The sequence below is a fragment of the Streptomyces sp. NPDC051567 genome, assembly GCF_044454165.1.
Taxonomy (GTDB): Bacteria; Actinomycetota; Actinomycetes; order Streptomycetales; family Streptomycetaceae; genus Streptomyces.
In genome coordinates, this window is sequence record NZ_JBITDK010000017.1 from 26,381 (window position 1) to 42,418 (window position 16,038).

At 71.0% G+C, this 16,038-nt stretch carries 17 protein-coding genes and 2 pseudogenes; 11 read left to right on the forward strand and 8 right to left on the reverse strand.

Annotated elements, in window-relative coordinates; genetic code table 11:
- Positions 1 to 3 precede the first annotated feature (3 nt).
- The 7 genes and pseudogenes from ACIA5F_RS19485 to ACIA5F_RS19515 form a co-directional block, all read left to right on the forward strand.
- The gene (locus ACIA5F_RS19485; RefSeq protein ID WP_399354745.1) at positions 4 to 195 is read left to right on the forward strand and encodes a DUF397 domain-containing protein; all 192 of its coding nucleotides are present in this window, start codon (positions 4 to 6) and stop codon (positions 193 to 195) included.
- Between the two features lie 396 nt (positions 196 to 591).
- Positions 592 to 1,431 (forward strand): hypothetical protein, encoded by an 840-nt coding sequence (locus ACIA5F_RS19490; RefSeq protein ID WP_399354539.1) that lies wholly within the window; start codon positions 592 to 594, stop codon positions 1,429 to 1,431.
- Positions 1,388 to 2,887, forward strand: a complete 1,500-nt coding sequence (locus tag ACIA5F_RS19495; RefSeq protein ID WP_399354541.1) for a B12-binding domain-containing radical SAM protein — start codon at positions 1,388 to 1,390, stop codon at positions 2,885 to 2,887. The genes ACIA5F_RS19490 and ACIA5F_RS19495 overlap by 44 nt, the downstream gene beginning before the upstream one ends.
- Positions 2,884 to 3,540, forward strand: coding sequence for a dTMP kinase (gene tmk, locus ACIA5F_RS19500; RefSeq protein WP_399354542.1), 657 nt, complete (start codon positions 2,884 to 2,886; stop codon positions 3,538 to 3,540). The genes ACIA5F_RS19495 and tmk overlap by 4 nt, the downstream gene beginning before the upstream one ends.
- Entirely contained in the window at positions 3,537 to 3,980 is a 444-nt protein-coding gene (locus tag ACIA5F_RS19505; protein WP_399354544.1) for an NUDIX domain-containing protein, read from the forward strand. Before tmk ends, ACIA5F_RS19505 begins: the two co-directional genes overlap by 4 nt.
- A gap of 129 nt (positions 3,981 to 4,109) precedes the next feature.
- Entirely contained in the window at positions 4,110 to 4,319 is a 210-nt protein-coding gene (locus ACIA5F_RS19510) for a hypothetical protein (RefSeq protein ID WP_399354547.1), read from the forward strand.
- Between the two features lie 267 nt (positions 4,320 to 4,586).
- A pseudogene (locus tag ACIA5F_RS19515) lies at positions 4,587 to 4,925 on the forward strand (hypothetical protein); the annotation flags it as partial.
- A 78-nt stretch (positions 4,926 to 5,003) separates the two neighbouring features.
- Here the strand turns inward: ACIA5F_RS19515 and ACIA5F_RS19520 are convergent.
- Positions 5,004 to 6,515, reverse strand: coding sequence for an aldehyde dehydrogenase family protein (locus ACIA5F_RS19520; RefSeq protein ID WP_399354549.1), 1,512 nt, complete (start codon positions 6,513 to 6,515; stop codon positions 5,004 to 5,006).
- Between the two features lie 144 nt (positions 6,516 to 6,659).
- On the opposite strand from ACIA5F_RS19520, the gene ACIA5F_RS19525 reads away from it, so the two are divergent.
- Entirely contained in the window at positions 6,660 to 7,247 is a 588-nt protein-coding gene (locus ACIA5F_RS19525; protein ID WP_399354551.1) for a TetR family transcriptional regulator, read from the forward strand.
- A gap of 120 nt (positions 7,248 to 7,367) precedes the next feature.
- Here the strand turns inward: ACIA5F_RS19525 and ACIA5F_RS19530 are convergent, their stop codons facing one another.
- Positions 7,368 to 8,564, reverse strand: a complete 1,197-nt coding sequence (locus ACIA5F_RS19530) for a serine hydrolase domain-containing protein (RefSeq protein WP_399354553.1) — start codon at positions 8,562 to 8,564, stop codon at positions 7,368 to 7,370.
- A 400-nt stretch (positions 8,565 to 8,964) separates the two neighbouring features.
- Here ACIA5F_RS19530 and ACIA5F_RS19535 point away from each other — a divergent pair, with 400 nt between their 5' ends.
- Positions 8,965 to 10,155 carry a hypothetical protein gene (locus tag ACIA5F_RS19535; protein ID WP_399354555.1) on the forward strand — a complete coding sequence of 397 codons (1,191 nt, stop codon included), beginning with the start codon at positions 8,965 to 8,967 and terminating at the stop codon, positions 10,153 to 10,155.
- Positions 10,156 to 10,418: 263 nt separating this feature from the next.
- Here the strand turns inward: ACIA5F_RS19535 and ACIA5F_RS19540 are convergent, their stop codons facing one another.
- The 5 genes from ACIA5F_RS19540 to ACIA5F_RS19560 form a co-directional block, all read right to left on the reverse strand.
- Positions 10,419 to 10,637 carry a hypothetical protein gene (locus ACIA5F_RS19540; protein WP_399354557.1) on the reverse strand — a complete coding sequence of 73 codons (219 nt, stop codon included), beginning with the start codon at positions 10,635 to 10,637 and terminating at the stop codon, positions 10,419 to 10,421.
- 117 nt (positions 10,638 to 10,754) lie between these two features.
- Positions 10,755 to 11,624 (reverse strand): GNAT family N-acetyltransferase, encoded by an 870-nt coding sequence (locus tag ACIA5F_RS19545; protein ID WP_399354559.1) that lies wholly within the window; start codon positions 11,622 to 11,624, stop codon positions 10,755 to 10,757.
- Positions 11,625 to 11,711: 87 nt separating this feature from the next.
- Entirely contained in the window at positions 11,712 to 11,876 is a 165-nt protein-coding gene (locus ACIA5F_RS19550) for a hypothetical protein (RefSeq protein ID WP_399354561.1), read from the reverse strand.
- Positions 11,873 to 12,997: a radical SAM protein gene (locus ACIA5F_RS19555; protein ID WP_399354563.1), complete on the reverse strand. Its 1,125-nt coding sequence runs from the start codon at positions 12,995 to 12,997 to the stop codon at positions 11,873 to 11,875. The genes ACIA5F_RS19550 and ACIA5F_RS19555 overlap by 4 nt, the downstream gene beginning before the upstream one ends.
- Positions 12,998 to 13,326: 329 nt before the next feature.
- The gene (locus tag ACIA5F_RS19560; RefSeq protein WP_399354565.1) at positions 13,327 to 13,554 is read right to left on the reverse strand and encodes a hypothetical protein; all 228 of its coding nucleotides are present in this window, start codon (positions 13,552 to 13,554) and stop codon (positions 13,327 to 13,329) included.
- Positions 13,555 to 13,794: 240 nt separating this feature from the next.
- Here ACIA5F_RS19560 and ACIA5F_RS19565 point away from each other — a divergent pair, with 240 nt between their 5' ends.
- Entirely contained in the window at positions 13,795 to 15,090 is a 1,296-nt protein-coding gene (locus ACIA5F_RS19565) for a helix-turn-helix domain-containing protein (RefSeq protein WP_399354567.1), read from the forward strand.
- Here ACIA5F_RS19565 and cutA read toward each other — a convergent pair.
- Positions 15,071 to 15,388 carry a divalent-cation tolerance protein CutA gene (cutA, locus tag ACIA5F_RS19570; protein WP_399354570.1) on the reverse strand — a complete coding sequence of 106 codons (318 nt, stop codon included), beginning with the start codon at positions 15,386 to 15,388 and terminating at the stop codon, positions 15,071 to 15,073. The genes ACIA5F_RS19565 and cutA overlap by 20 nt on opposite strands.
- A 40-nt stretch (positions 15,389 to 15,428) precedes the next feature.
- Between cutA and ACIA5F_RS19575 the strand changes: the two are divergent.
- Positions 15,429 to 15,926: pseudogene (locus tag ACIA5F_RS19575) on the forward strand (class I SAM-dependent methyltransferase); the annotation flags it as partial.
- Between the last annotated feature and the right edge of the window lie 112 nt (positions 15,927 to 16,038).

Consider the following 16,038-nt stretch of genomic DNA (forward strand, 5'->3'; position numbering starts at 1 on the left):
ATAGTGGATATTCAGTGGCGAAAGTCCTCGAAGTCGACGGATTCGGAGGGCAACTGCCTCGAAGTCGCAACGGAGGGTGGAGAGATCCTCATCCGGGAGAGTGACGACCCCGGAGTGATCATCAGGACAACGCGCGCCAAGCTCCGAGCGTTCATCGACGGAGCAGCCGAGGGTGAGTTTGACGACCTCACCTGAGAAATCGGCAGCCGAACCTAGCCCCCTGCCCGCATCGGGCAGGGGGCTTCCCCTTGCCGTACCACTCGTTGGCATGTGTCGTCTCACCCGTTAGACGTCAAACGGTTGATACAGATCTGTAGCTCACGCTAACGTCTGAGAGCGCCGCCAGGCGGGTGTTTCCGTCGGCAAGACCATGCCCTCTGGTGTCGTAACTCCCCTCAGTCCTGCGCCTGTCGGGGGGAGGCGTCGGCCGCTCCCTTGTTGCGCTGCTCGTCACAGAGCAACAAGGGGGCGACCTCCGGCAGCGGCAGGAGGGGTAATCCGTGCCCGACCCGTCCGATTTCTCTCGCTCACTCCCACGCAGTCAGCAGACTGTGAAGCACAACCACAGCAACAGCGACGGGAATTGAGCACATGAGTACCACGATCATCACGGAACACGCCGGTTGGCACGAGACCCCGGGCGGCGAGCCGGTACGCGTCGTCGAGCACCAGGGCGCCGCATGGCTTGCCCACTGGGAGAGCGACCGCGAGCACCTGCTGCTGCGCCCCCTCGACACCGACGCCGCCGAGCAGCCCCCCGTCGCCTACACGTCCGCCGTCGACCTGCCCACGGCCGCCGAGGGGACCCTGCTCCTCGATGAGCTGGTTTCCCTCGGCACGGTGGCTCGGCTCACCAACCCGTCGTTGTGGGACGCGATCACGACCGCGCTCCTTCGGCAGGTGATCAGCGCACCGCAGGCCCGCAAGAAGCACCGTGCCTACTACGCCGCATTCGGACGGACTTTCGACACCCCGGCCGGCCCGCTTCCCCTCGCCCCCGCTCCCGAGGTCGTGCTCGAAGTAAGCGACGAGGGGTTCGCCGCGATCGGCTGCAAGTTCAACGCCAAGGGCCTGCGCGCCGCCGCAACGGCCTACCTCGACCGCGGCGACCACTGGGCCACCCTCGCCCCGGAAACCCTCGTCAAGGAGCTGTGCGAGGTCTCGTACATCGGCCCGTGGACCGCAGCAGCAGCCGCGGCCGACTTCACCGGAGACCACGCCGTCTACCCGCACGGCGACCTCGCCGTGCGCACATGGGCCGGCCGCGCCGCACCCGCCCTCACCCTGCCCGACGACGACAAGCCGTTCGAGGCCCTGTGGCGCCAATGGGCGCCCACCCGCACCCAACTTCACGCCCTGACCCTGTTCACTCTCACCTGGGGGAGCCATGCCCGTATTACCCGCACAGGAGGAACACCGCACCACCCCTGATCTGATCGCCGGCGCCGACCCGAACCGCGTCCTCGACGCCCTGTTCGTCAACGCCCCGTTGCGCGACTACGGCCTGCGGCCCCGGACCAACGACTACACGTTGCCGGTCCTCGGCATGGCCTCCATCGCCACCTACGCGCAGCAGGCCGGTTTCAACGTCGGCGTACTGGACGCCGAAGCGCACGGGCTCGGCGTCGAGGAAACCGCCCGCCTCGTCAACCACCACCGACCCCGATGGGTCGGAATGAACCTGCTCGCCCCCACGTACGAGATGTCGGCCCGGATCGCCGCCGAGATCGACGACGGAATCGCCCTCATGGTCGGGGGGCACCACGCCAAGGCCATGCCCGACCGCGTCCTCGCCGACCCCCGCATGCGCAACCTGCGCGCCCTGGTGATCGGCGAGGGCGAGACCCGCGTCGCCGCGCTGCTCGCCGACGAACGCCGCCGCGCCGAGCTGCCCGGGGTGATGTGGCGCGACCGCATCCTCGGGACGCACGCCGCCGGAATCGCCCGCGGCGACACCGCGCATTGGCTAAGCCCGGACATCGACGCCCTGCCGCTGGTGAACCGCGAGTTCCTGCCGCAAGATCCGTACGTCGCGGACGACGGCCGGACCGAGGCGAACATCGTCGGGGCGCGCGGGTGCCCGTACGACTGCTCGTTCTGCGGCGCCGCGGTCTCGGCGAATCCCGACGTCAAGATCCGTACCCGATCGCCCGAGGGCATCATCACCGAACTCGACCACCTGCACGACCTGTACGGGACCACGGCATACCGGTTCGTCGACGACCTGTTCCTCGGCGCCAAACGGGTGATCGTCCCGCAGATGGAAGCATTCACCCGGCACAAGATCGGCGACCGGTACGTGTGGGACGCCACCGGCCGGATCAACGTCCTCGACCGCCTCGACGACACCATGCTCGACACCCTCAAGACCAACGGGCTCCGCGAGGTCGCCCTCGGCATCGAATCCGGCAGCGACCGCGTGCTCGCGGGCATGGACAAGCGAATTACGGCCGAGATGACCGAGCGGGTCACCGGCCGGCTGCTCGAACGCGGCATCGGCGTCAAGGGCTATTTCATCCTCGGCTACCCCGGGGAAGAGCAGACCGACCTCGACGCGACCGTGCGACACATCCACAACCTGTGGACGATCGCCGACCGGCACCCCGACGCACGATTCCGCGCGTCCGTGTTCGAGTTCCGGCCCTACCCCGGCACCCCCGTATGGAACACCCTCACCAAGGCCGGCCACGACCCCGACAAGCTGCTCGCGTACTCCGACGTCGACCTCACCGCGGACGGCGCCAACGAGTCCATGAGGCAACGCGACGAGTTCAATTTCTCCGTCGGCATCCAGTTCGGAACCGTCCCCCTGCCCACACTGCGCGCAACCCTCGCCACCCTCACCCGCGAGCAGCACACCCGGAACCTTTTGGGGGTCGCCGCATGACCGGCCCCGGCCTGTTCATCAGCCTCGACGGCCCGAGCGCCGTCGGGAAGTCCACCACCCTCGAAGAACTCGACCGCCTGCTGCGTAACGACGGCCGGCACGTCTTCCGCACCGTCGAACCGAGCGGGAGCGCCCTCGGGCAGTTCACCCGGGCGAGCGCCGCATTCCTCACCGGGCACGCCCTCGCCTGTCTCGTCGCCGCCAACCGGTACGAGCACGTCGAGGTCGAACTGCGGCCGATGCGCGACGCCGGATTCACCGTCATCAGCGACCGCTACCTCGCCTCGTCCCTCGTCCTGCAACGCCTCGACGGCGTCGACGAGCAGTTCGTGCTCGACCTGAACCGCGAGATCATGCTGCCCGACCTCGCCGTGATCCTGACCGCCGACCCGGCCGTGATCGCCGCCCGCCTCGCCAAACGCGGCGTCCGCCACCGCTTCCACCACGACCCGAACGCCCCGAGCCGCGAGGTCGACCTCTACACCGAGGCAACGCAGACCCTCATAGGCATGGGCGTACAGGTGCTCGTACTCGACTCCACCACAACCGCCCCAACGGACGTAGCGCGCCGAATCGCCGACGCGCTACCCCCGTACGGGAGTAGCGTCCCGAGACAGCCCCAGCAGCCCGACGACCACACGGTGCACCCATGAGCCCCACACCCGCAACACCCGTGATCGACACGCACGTGATCCTGCGCGACGGCGACATGATCCTGCTCTCGCAGCGCGGCGGACCGTACGGCCACGGACGATGGCACGCGCCCTCCGGCAAGCTCGACCAGGCCGAGCCCCTCACCGTGGGCGCCGCCCGCGAGCTGCGCGAGGAAACCGGGATCAAGGTCGACCCCGGACACCTGCGCCTCGTGCACACCGTGCACCACAAGCAGAGCGAGCAGGTCGAGCGGATCGGCCTGTTCTTCCTGGCGACCGAGTGGGAGGGCGAGCCGGAGAACCGCGAGCCGGCGAAGTGCCTCGCACTGACGTGGTTCCCCATCGACGCTCTGCCCGAGGACATCATCGAGTACCCCGCCGCGGGTCTGTACGGCTACCTCAAGGGCGCCGAGGCATTCACCGAGCACGGTTGGTCGTAGACCTCGCGAACGCCCCCTCTCCGCCCGTCGGTGCCCCCATGGCCGGCGGGCGGAGTCATGCCTACGGTGCAAAAGGACTCGCACCGTAGGCTGTGGCCTCGCGGTTCAGGGGCCGTTACGTCATCCCGGTTGAATGATCACGAACGCGGAGCTACCTACGAGAACCCGAAGGCGGGCTGCTACGACGCACCTGACGGTCCTGGCGGGCTGGAGATCGGGAACTTCACCAACAAGGAGGTGACGGTGTTCGACGAGCCGAAGTGTGCCGGCGAGACCGTGACGGTCGTCGAACCCGGGAACGATGCGGACGTGTTCGGGGCCAGCGTCAGGATCGGCTGAGCGATTCCCGGACCGGGACGGCCCCCGGCCCCCGCCCCTCTGCCGGGTGGGGGCCGGGGCCGGGGGGCCGGCGCGTTCCCTCCGTAGCTCGATCGGGGAACCAGCACCGTTTCCACCGCCTCTCCCCCTGTCTGCCCCTAAGACATGCCGTTATGGGTACCGGCGATCGGCATCAGAAGAAGGACGTCGAGGCGGCGCTCAAGAGGGCGGAGGCGGTGGGTCTCTCGTGCACCCCGAAGAGCCCCGGAGAAGAGGCGAGGAAAGTCGATGAGTTCGTCACGAAGCACCACCGCTGTGTCTGAGCCCACGGCACCCGCTCACACCACATGGCACTTCCGTCTCGTCCTGGACGAGCCGTTGACGCCGGAGCAGTCGGACACCCTGGACGGGCTCGACCGCTTCCACGAAGGGGGGATCGGGCTCGTCCAGACTCCGGAGAGGCACTCCTTCCCCTGTGTGGTCCCGGCTGCCACTCTCACCGACGCGATCGCCGACACCCTTGCCCGGTTCGAGGACTTCCCGGGAGTCCTCGTCCGTAGCGTGGAGGTGGACGAGATCGCACTCGACTCCAACGGCACGGCGACCCCCGCCGTGGTCCCCGTACCGGGTAGGAGCAGCCGCTCCAGTGGCGTGACGGCGAGGGCGGGGCGGGGCCGTCGGGTGTCCGGGGTCAGGGGTCAGGGGTCAGGTCTGGATCATCACCGTCTTGGTCTCCGTGTAGGCGTCGAGGACCTGGGTGCCGTGTTCGTGGCCAGTGCCGGACTGTTCGTGGCCGCCGAAGGGGAGGTCGCTGTCCGTGCTCGTCCGGCCGTAGGTGTTGATCCAGACGGCGGCTGCCCGGAGCGCGTCCGCGACCCGGTGGGCGCGGGCGAGGTCCCTGGTCCAGACGGCGGCGGCCAGGCCGTGGCCGGTGTCGTTGGCGAGGCGGAGCAGCTCGGCCTCGTCGGTGAAGGACATCAGGGCGGCGACCGGTCCGAAGACCTCCTCCCGGGCGGTACGCATGTCGTCGGTGACGTCGTCGACGACGACCGGGGGGAAGAACAGGCCGCTCCCCTCGGCGAGTTCGCCGTCCCGGCGGAGCCGGGCCCCTTCCTCGCGGGCGATGTCGAGGTACGAGGTGACGCGCTCGAAGTGCCGGCGGGAGGCGAGGGGGCCCATCCGGGTGCCGGGGTGGAAGGGGTCGCCCAGGGTGTACGTGGCGAGTTCACCGGTCAGCAGCCGGGCGAACTCCTCCCGGACGGACTCCTCCACGAAGATCCGGGTCCCGGTGACACAGCCCTGGCCGCCGCTCACGGCGAACCCGGCGGCGAACCCGGCGGCGGCGCCGCGAGCGGCGGCCTTCAGGTCGGCATCGGCGAAGACGATGTTCGGGGACTTCCCGCCGCCCAGCTCCAGGGTGACGCGCTTGAGGGTGTTCGCGGAGGCCCGCAGGATGTGCTTGCCGACGGCGGCCGACCCGGTGAAGCTGATCTTGTCGACCCCCGGATGGCTGACGATCGCCTCGCCCGCCACCTGCCCGTGTCCGGTGAGGATGTTGACCACACCATCCGGCAGCCCGGTGTCCGCCAGGAGTTCGCCCAGGCGCAGCACGGTCAGCGGGGACTGCCCGGCGGGCTTGAGGACGAGCGTGTTCCCGGTGGCCAGGGCCGGGCCGATCTTCCGGGCGGCCTGGAGCAGGGGTCCGTTCCCGGCCGTGATGCCGACGGCGACACCGAGCGGCCGGCGCAGGGTGTAGCCGAACGCGCCCGGCCGGGGCGGGGCGGTCTGCCCGTAGATCTTGGTGGGCCACCCGGCGTAGTGGCGCACGACCTCCACCGCCCGGGCGACGAACCAGTGGCTGAGCCGGATCGGCGCGCCCGTGTCCAGGGAGTCCAGTACGGCCAGTTCCCCGGCGTTCTCCTCGATGGCGTCGGCGATCCGCAGGAGGAGCAGGCCGCGCTCGTAGGGGGTGCGGCCCGCCCAGGACGGGTCCTCGAAGGCCCGGCGGGCGGCGGCGACCGCGAGGTCGACGTCCTCGGGTCCGGCGGCGGCGACGCTCGTGAGGACCCGCTCGGTCGTCGGGTCGACGGTCTCGATGGTCCCACCGGAGCGCGCGGGCACCCAGGCGCCGCCGATCAGGAGCTTCTTGGGACCGCCGTCGAGGAAGGCCGGGGAGGGGCGGTCGGCCGGGGCGAGGGTGAGGGGAGCGGCAGACACGGACACGGGCGTGGACCTGGGCGTGGACGCGGACACGGACATGGGAAGACCTCCAACAAGTAACCAACTGGTTTGTTGTTCGAGAAAAAAGCATCCCGGGGGGCGAAGGGAAATCGAACGAATGGGCCGGTTTACGGTGGGTCCATGAAGGCAGGACACATCACCAGCGCGGGACAGGCCTCCCGGCAGCGGCTCCTCGACGCCGCCACCGCCGAGTTCGCCGCCTACGGCATCGCGGGAGCCCGCGTCGACCGCATCTCCGCCCAGGCACAGGTGAACAAGGCGCAGCTCTATTCGTACTACGGCAACAAGGACAAGCTGTTCGACGTGGTCTTCACCGAGCACCTCTACCAGCTCGTCGCCGCGACGCCCGTCACGGGCGACGACCTCCCCGGCTACGCGGTCCGCGTCTACGACGCCTGCCTCGACCGTCCCGGGCTGGTGCGCCTGGCCGCCTGGGCGCGCCTCGAACGCACGCCCGCCGGGGACCTGTTCGCCTTCCTGCCCGGCCATGACGAGGAGAAGCTCCGGTCCATCGCCGAAGCCCAGGACGCGGGCCTCGTGGACCCCGGACTCGCGCCGCAGGACGTGCTCTCGATCGTCACCGCCATGGCGATGACCTGGTCGCCCGCGAGCGCCGTCCGCACCGCGGCCAAGGACGACCCGCAGGCCGAGCACGACCGCCGCCGGGCCGCCCTGGCGAGGACGGTACGCGGGGCCTTCGCCCCCTGACCCGGCCTTCGCCCCCTGACCGGCCTGCGGCGTCCCGGCGTTACGGGGCCGCGGCGCTGCGGGGGCTGCGCGTCCCGGCACTGCGGCACTGCGGCACTACGACGCTACGGCCCTCCCGCGCTACGGCGTGAGGGTGCAGGCCACCGACTTGTTGGCCTGGGCGATCACCGCGCCCGCGTCCGCGTCGCCGTAGAGGGCCGCGGCGGTGACGCCCTGGCGGCGGCCCTCCGCGTCGCCGAAGACGTACGCCACGTTGCCCTGGATGCCGCCCGCGTGGCCCCAGAGCTTGCCGCAGCCCAGGTTGTCGAGGACGTCGAGCCGCTGGATGCCCAGGCCGTAGGCCACGCCGAGGCCGGTCTCGACGGTGCGCTTCATCTCGGTCAGTTCGGCCGGGCGGAGCAGCTTGCCGCGGAGCAGGGCGGAGTGGAAGCGGGCCAGGTCGGCCGTGGAGGAGATGCCCGCCCCGCCCGCCCCGGCGACGGACGGGTTGATCAGGGTGGTGTCCACCGGCCCGGACGCCAGCTTGGTGTAGCTGCGGGCGTACGCCCCCCGCAGGAAGGGCGAAGTGCCGGGCATGGAGGTGTCCTTGAGGTGCAGCGGGCGGACGATCCGCCGCTCCACCTCCTCGTTCCAGCTCCGGCCCGTGACCCGTTCGATCAGCATCCCGGCGAGGGTGTAGTTGGTGTTGGAGTAGTGCCAGCCCTGCCCCGGCGCGAAGTAGGGCGGGTGCTTCACCGCCTCGGCCACGATCTCCTGCGCCGAGTGCGCGCGCCAGCGCCCGGTCTTCACCCACTCCTCGCTCCCGGAGTGGTACGTGGGGTCGTCGGTGTAGCTGTAGATGCCGCTGGTGTGGTTGAGGATCTGGCGGACGGTGATGCCGTCGCCGCCCGGGACCACGCCGGGCAGGTAGGTCCCGATCGCCTCGTCCAGGCCTATCCGGCCCTCGCCGACCAGTTGGAGCACCGTCGTGGCGGTGAAGGTCTTGGTGATGCTGCCGATCCGGAACCGCCCGTCCGTGTCGACCGGCGCGCTGGTGTTCAGGTCCGAGACCCCGGCGCGGCCCTTCCACGTCGTGCGGCCGTTCTCGACGACGCGGCCCAGGGCGGCCGTCGCCTCCTTGCCGTCGGTCACCTTCCGCAGCTCGCCCTGGCGCGCGGCCGGGTCGGGCGTCCCCCGCACCGGCGCGGCGGCGGACGCCGGGGCCGCCACCGCCGTCGGGGCGACGGCTCCCACCAGGCCGGCCGTGGCCAGCACGGCCGCGACGGCCCCCGTCGCGGTCCTGCGGGACAGTACGTGCCACGGTCGGTCGTTGTTCATCGCGTGTCTCCTCGGTCGAGCGCCTGCGGAGGCCCCGGCCTTGGGGGGGCGTTCCGTCGAGATCCGGCTTCCGGTGGGTGTGTGCGGGTCCAGGGGGCAGAGCTACGGGGCACCGCCCGCAGCGGCTCCGCCCCTCACCGGTCGCCACACCCCGAGCGTAGGAAGACGCCCCCGGCCCCCGCCATGGCGCCAGCCCCCGGGCCTCCGGTCCTGCCCCGCCCCCGCCCCGGTCCCCTGCTCCCGGGCCCGGGGTACCGGGGGCCGGCCCGGCGGTCGGCTTAGTGCGAATGCCCGGCATCGGTAGCGGCACGGACGAGTGCGTTCAACGCTGGGCACGGCCGGGCCGTACCGGCCGACGCGGGTGGTCCCCGCGTCCCTTCCCTCACGAGAGGACGACGGCATGGCCGAACGAGGCACGGGACCGGCATGGTTGCGGCGGGCGGCGGTGAGCACTCCGGCGGTGCTGGGTGCGGTGGCGCTGCTGGCGGGGGCCTTCCCGGCCTCGGCCGCCGCCACCCCCGAGGAGTCCCTGCCGGTGGCGAGGGTCACCGGGCAGAAGGAGTTCACCACACCGGGCAATACCGGTTTCCGTGTTCCGGCCGGGGTGACATCGCTGACGGTCTACGTGCTGGCGGCCGGTGGCCCGGGTGGTGTCGCCGCCGGTGGCGGCGGTGGGGGCGGTGGCGGAGGCGGCGGGAGCTACACGCTGGGGCCCGCCGGGGGCGGCGGAGGAGGCGGCGGGGCCGGGGGCGCGGGGGGCGGCGCGGGCGGCGGTGGCGGCGGCGGTTCCTTCGTGTCCTGCACCATCCCCGTGAAGTCAGGGGAGCCGGTCTACGTCGGCGTCGGCAAGCCTGGCAGCATCCTGAGCAGGGGAACCGGCGGCGGTGCGGGGGCGGGCGGCAGGGCGGATTCCCTGCTCGCGCCCGGCCGCAACGGTTCCCCCGGCAGGCCGGGAGCCAGCACCTTCACCGACAACCAGCAAGGCGGCCAGTCGGCGGTCTTCACGACGAGCGGCACGGGGGTGCAGACCTCCGGCGGTGGCGTGGGCGGAACCGGCCATGGCGGCGCGGGCGGCAGCGCGGGCCTGCGCGGTGAGCGGGCCGGCGGCACCACCGGCGGTACCGGTGGGGTCGGCGGCACACCGGCAGCGGGAGGCGGCGGGGGCGGCGGGGCGGGCGGTGGACGCGCCATCGGCTGCACAGGGGGAACCGCTCCCGTCCTGATCCCGGGCACTGCGGGAAACCCGGGCAGCACCGGTTCCTCCAGCGAGGAAGCACGCGCGGGCGGCACCGGCGCCGCCGGCTCGGTGGGCACCGGTGGCGCCCCGAGCGGCGGAGGTGCCGGCGGCACCGGAGGTGCGGGCGGCGCGGCCCCCGTGATCCCCGCCTCCCTGCCGGTCACCCTGCCCCCGGGCGCCGGACAGGGCGGCACCGGGGCGACCGGCGGCGCCGGAGGTGCGGGAGGCACCGGAGGCCACGGCGGAGCACCCGACCCGAACCCCGGCAGCCAGGCCGGTACCGCCGGAACCACCGGCGCGGCCCCCGCCGCCAGCGGCAACGGCGGCCCCGGCTACGTCCTGGTCACCTGGTAGCAGGCCGGCACGGCGGCCCGTAAGAGGGCCGGAATCCCCTCGGCCGCATACGGCCGAGGGGACCGGCCGTCCAGGGAGCCGACCGGACGCGGTGACATCCCGGTCACCGGCAACCGGCCCGTCCGGCCACCCGTGGCCGGGGCCGTCGGCCTACGCGGGCATGTGTACGCCGTGAGGCAGGTAACGGCCCGTTCGGGGCGCCTGTGGGATCGCGAAGACCCCGGCGCGGAGCAGGGGCGCCGGGGTCAGGATGGGGCGGGTGGTCAGGCTGAGACCGGAGGGTGAGCCCCGGTCAGTTCCTCCGCACGGTGCCGCAGCAGAGGAGCCAGCTCCACGTACCAGCCACGGCCCACCGCCTGGAGCATCTCGGCGAGGGCGATCAGTTCGCCGATCCGGCCGGCGGGGGTGTCGAGGATGCGGGCGAACTCGGCACGGATGCGGTCGGCGACGGCGGGGACGCGGAGGCTGTTGACGTAGAGCATGGCCGGGTCGTAGCCGACCGGAACGGCGCCTCGACCGTGCGGTACGCAGCGCCGGCGTAGGTGAACGATTAAGGCGTGGACGGCAGTTGACGCGTCAGCGTAAAGACGCTGAATCGGCTACGCCTGTGTGGTGTGGCTGAAGCCGAGGGAGGTCAGCCCGTCGGCTTGGCACAGCCTGTCGGAGGGGCCACCGACCTCGGTCTGGAGGAGCTGGTAGGCGGCGCCATGGGACTGGCCCCAGTGCATCGCGGCCTGCCACAGAATGCGGCCCAGGCCCTGGCCTCGGGCCTCGGGCAGGATGGCGAAGTACTGGGGAAGAAGCTGGGGGCATCCGATCGCATCGAGGCGGACTTCCATGGGGCCGATCGCTCCGACGATGCGCTCTTCGACAGCGACGGTGAGGACCGGGCCGCACCGGCCGGCCTGCATCCGAGTGTGGAGGAAGGCAAAGCCATCGGGGGCCATGGCCGTGGCGAAAGGGGCGAAGGTCTCCTGCACGGCGGCCGGCCAGTTGGTGAGGGGATGGACCGGGCCGCCAGGGTCAGGGCAGGGGCGGGCGGTGAAGTCCTTCAGCTGGATACGGGTGCCGCGTGGGTAGCCGGTCTCGGGGCCGAGCGGGCGCACGATCCTGGCATTACCTGCGTCGTGCACGGCGGCGAGCTTCGCAGCCAGTTCGGCCGCTTCATCCACGACGCTGACAGGGTGCCCGTAGGCGAAGATCTTGATGGTGCCACGTCCACGGCGGATCAGGGTGGGGATGAGGGTGCGATCAGGTTGGTGAACCACGTCGCCGCAGAGGACCGTCTCGTCCTTCTCGCTGCTCCAGCGCCGGTCCTTGTCATAGTGGAGGAAGGACCGGTCAGTGACGGCCGCCCTCAGTGTGTCCTCGAAGAGGTCGACGGTGAGCGTGTGGGGGTGGACGGGGCCGAGAGTCGGCACGATCGGCGCGGTCAATACGGGCCGAAGCCAGTCCCAGCGGAAGAACATGAGCGGCACCCTAGCGGTCGGCTGGTCAGGGCTCAGACCCCGACGCGAACACGTCAGGGCCTGAACGGAACCGACCGGATCTATCGGTCAGTGGGGGTTGTCGTCACCGGCATCGCAGGAGCACTCCGCGCTCTCCACGACCTCGTCCAGGTCCAGGACGGCGGTCACCGAGAGAGCGGCGACGGGCGGTGCCGCGCGGCGTGCCGAGGTCGGCGGGCCGGGCAGAAGGTCCACCGGTACGGGCGGGGTCATGAGGCGTTCTCCTTGTCTCCGTGCTGGCAGTAGCTGTGCAGCGGCGCCTTCGCTTCCTGGTAATGCTTGGCCAGGGGGCGGCAGACCCGGCAGGTGCCGGACAGGGCGCAGCCCTCGCACCCTCCGGTGCGAAGCATGAGACGGTCGGCGATCGCGCCGAGCCGGGTGAGGCCGTCGACGCCTTCGGCCATGAGGTCGATCTGGTCGTCCCGGCCGACCTTGCAGATCGACACCTTGGCGTGCGGGTCGGCGTGGAAGAAGGTGTGTCCCGCGTTGCAGCCGGCGAACGGCTTGCGCTGCCGCAGATGGGCGGCGGACTGGGCGAGCAGCGGCTCACCACCGCCGTAGATGGTGGGCGTCATGTTTGTGTACGCGTGGTTCTCGACGTTCCACTCCTCTGCGAGGGCGGCCATCTCGTCGGCCTCGGAGGCGTTGTCCTCGGTCACCACGACGTTGATACGCAGAGGCAGGCCCGCCTCGCGTGCGGCGTCCATGCCACGCCGGAACGCTTTCCATGCGCCGCGGCGTTGGGTGAGCGTGTCGAAGGATTCCTCGCTCGCCCCGTACATGCTGACGACCAGCCGGTAGGGCGGGCAGTCTCGGAAGAGCTTGAGGAGGTCCGGCCGCCAGAGCAGAGAGCCATTGGTGGAGATGGTGAGCATCATCCCGGCCTGCCAGGCGTACCGGTAGGCACCCTGGAAGTCAGGGTCCATGGTGGGTTCGCCGCCGGTGATCTGGAGCCAGAGGACGCCAGCCTCGCGCATGATGTCCAGCAGCCGTACTTTGTCCTCCCAGCCGAGCCCGGAGAAGGGCCGCTCGCCGAGATAGCAGTGCTTGCAGTCGAAGTTGCAGCCGAGGTTGATCTCCCACGAGGCGCGGCAGTAGCCGTACGAGGACGGCTCGCGCACCAGGACCGTCCCCTGCGTGCGTCGGCCGATGAGGTCCAGGCCCCACATTTCGGCGGCGGTCTGCACTGCCCATGCGGGCAGCGCGTCGCCGTCGGCCGCGGCTTTCCACAGTTCGTCGTAGTCGGCGGCGGGTATCCGGGCACCGGACCGAGCCCCGGGCTTGAGGAGCAGATACCCGTCGAGGAACGGGGAAGCGATCAGAGCGTGTGCCATCAGTACCCTTCCTTTCGGATCATGGAACGTGACGCCATGCGTAAGCCCTCACGGTCGGCACGGCAGTAGATTTCGCTGAGCCCTTTGCAGGTGCCGCAGCTCTTGTTGCGAGGGTGGAGAGAACGCGGGGACGTTCCACGTAGGGACTCCATGAAGAAGACGGGGCCGGGTGGACGGGGCTGCTGGCAGTCCGAAGGTTCGAGGCGGAGATCCCGTGGTTCAGCGGCTGGGGTCCCCAGCGACGGCCAGGGCGATCACGAGGAAGCTGACGACAGCGACGTAGAGGAGCGCGGCGAGCTGCTGACGCCAGCCTCTCGGCGCGCGCTTGTTCAGCCGCGCTCCAAGCTGGAGGGGTCCTCGACCACCCACTCCACCCCACCGCCCTCGGGCCGGGCGAAGACCGCGTTCGCGTACGAGACCCGGGTGGCCGCGTCTTCCCACTCGCCGATGAACTGGACGATGCCCCGTCGCTTCTCCTCCGGGTCGAAGATCAGTGTTCCTTCGCTGACCCAGCCGGGCACGGTCTGTCGCTGGCGAGGACGGATCTGAGGGGCCACGGCTCTCTCCTTGGTCTCGGGCTGGCGCTTCGCTCCGGGGACGCAGTAGGCCGCACGTGCGACACGGGGACAGTCCTGCGGCCCGCTGCGAGGGGGAGACCGCCTCTCCGGGCGGCTGTGACCAGTCAACTGCCGCAAGCGTTTGGACGGATGGGCCAGAAGGCATGGCCATTCCTGGGACATGGCCAGGTTCTATGGCCAGGCTGGGATCAGGGCTCTGGGAACGGCCGAGGGATGGCGATGACGACCATGAATGAGGACGATGGCGTGGAGCCGATCGGGCCGCTGCTGCGGCGTCTTCGGATGGCCGGCGGGCGCACACAGGAGGGGCTGGCGGCTGATCTTTCCGCGCGGCGGGGGTACCCGCTGGAGCAAGGCGCGGTGTCGCGGTGGGAGACCCACGAGCGGCTTCCGGACCCGGCTTCGAGGGCGCTGCTGTCCGCGGAGTTCGGCGTGCCGGAGGAGGAGCTACGTCGGGCCGTCGTGTTCGCACGGCGCCTTCGCCGACAGGAACAGAACCAGACCGACCAGACCGACCAGGAGAACGATGTGGACCGCCGCAGATTTTTCACGGCTTCGGCCGGCACCGGAATCGCCGTCATACAGCCCTCCTCCCTGCTTTCGGCGGGGCGCAGGATCGGGGCCGACGTCCCAGGGCAGTTGAGCCAGCGCACCGCGCGGCTCCGGCGTCTGGACGACTTCGTGGGTGGCGGGGACACCTACCAGATGTACGTCCGGGAGCTGGAGACGACGACCCGGCTGGCCGACGAAGGGGTCTACAGCGAGGTGACCGGCCGGGGCTTGCGGGGGCTCATCGCCGAACAAGCCCAGCTCGCCGGGTGGGCGGCGTACGACGCGGGGAGCTATGAGACGGCCCGCGGGCACTACCTGACCGCCTTAGCCGCGTCGCGGGCCGCCGAGGACATCGCACTGGAAGGCAACTCGCTGGCCTTCCTCGCGTACGTGGAGTGGACGGTGGGCGGCGGCTCCGGGATCAGATTCGCCACAGCCGCGTACGAGGCGCTCAGCTCGGGGACGGCGCCTGTGGTGCGGGCGCTCCTGGCGGACCGGCTGGCGTGGCAGCACGCGACATCGGGGAACGCCCGGGAGGCGGACTACGCCCTGGGGGTCGCCGAGGAGGCCATCCACAAGCACGGTGACGAACCGGTCCCGGACTGGGCGTACTGGGTGGACCCCGACGAGATCGCGATCATGACGGGGCGGTGCTGGGCGGAGCTGCACCGGCCGCTGAGGGCGATCCCGGCGCTGGAGGACGCCTTGGCCCGGTACGACGACACCCGGGCCCGGGACAAGGCGCTCTACCTGTCGTGGCTGGCGTCGGCATACCTGGACGCGGGAGAGGTCGAGCACGCGACCGCGATCACGTCACGGGTGTTCGACCTCTCCGAGGGACTCGCGTCGATCAGGCCGATGGGGCGGGCCCGCCTGCTGGTCGAGCGGCTGGAGCCCCACCGATCCCTCGCCCCGGTCGGCGCGCTGCTGGAGCGGGCGAGGGTTAGCGGGTGGCCCGGGTGATCCAGTCCAGGTACTCGGCGCGGCCGGCGTCGATCGTGAACGCGATGACCTCGGGCGAGTCGTAGGGGTGGTGGTCCACCACGTGCTTCTCCAGGGCCTCGCGCCGGTCGCCGGTCGTACGGAACGTCACCTGGTACTCGGTGCCCTCGGAGACCTCACCGAGGTGCCGGTACGTCGTCTCGATGGGCCCGGTCACCTGCCCGGAGGCAGCCAGGCCCGCATCCACCGTCGAGCGCGACAGTTTCCGCGCGGCGTCCTGAGTGTCCACGGTCGTGATCACGATCCAGAAGTCAGCCATGGGGGCAACGTACCCGCCTCATGCGTCGCGTCCGTATGGGGCGGGTGGAGTCCTCGGCGCGGTCCTCGCGCTGCACATGCTGTACCACGTCGAGGACCAGGCCCAGGCCGTGTGGGAGCTGGGCCGCGTGCTGGCGCCCGGCGGCATCGCGCTCGTCTCCACCAACAGCCGGACCGACAAGCGGGAACTGGAGCACCTCTGGTGCCAGGCCGCAGGCGATGTGCTGGGCATTCCGGAGGGGCCGGCCCGAGTGCGGTTGTCCGCCCGCTTCACCCCGGAGGACGCCCCGGCGATCCTCGGCACGGTCTTCGGTGCCATCCGCACGATCCCGCTACCCGGGGTGATCGAGGTGACCGACGCTGAACCGGTCGTCACGCACTTGGCCTCGTACGAAGCATGGGCGGACACGATGGGCGTTCCGTTCCAGGAGACGATCGAGCGCGCCCGGGAGCGGGTCAACGCAGTCATTCACGCCGAGGGCGCGTTCCGCGTCACCTGCCTGGGCGGCGTACTCGTCTGCCAAGGGTCCCGGCGGTAGCACCCCTCCGGTACACCTGATGGCCGCGCCCTGTGAAACGACACCGTGCGACGCGGCGCGAGTGACGGGTGCGGGGCTGGGCGGCCGGACCACCGGCCGGGGCGCGGGCGCT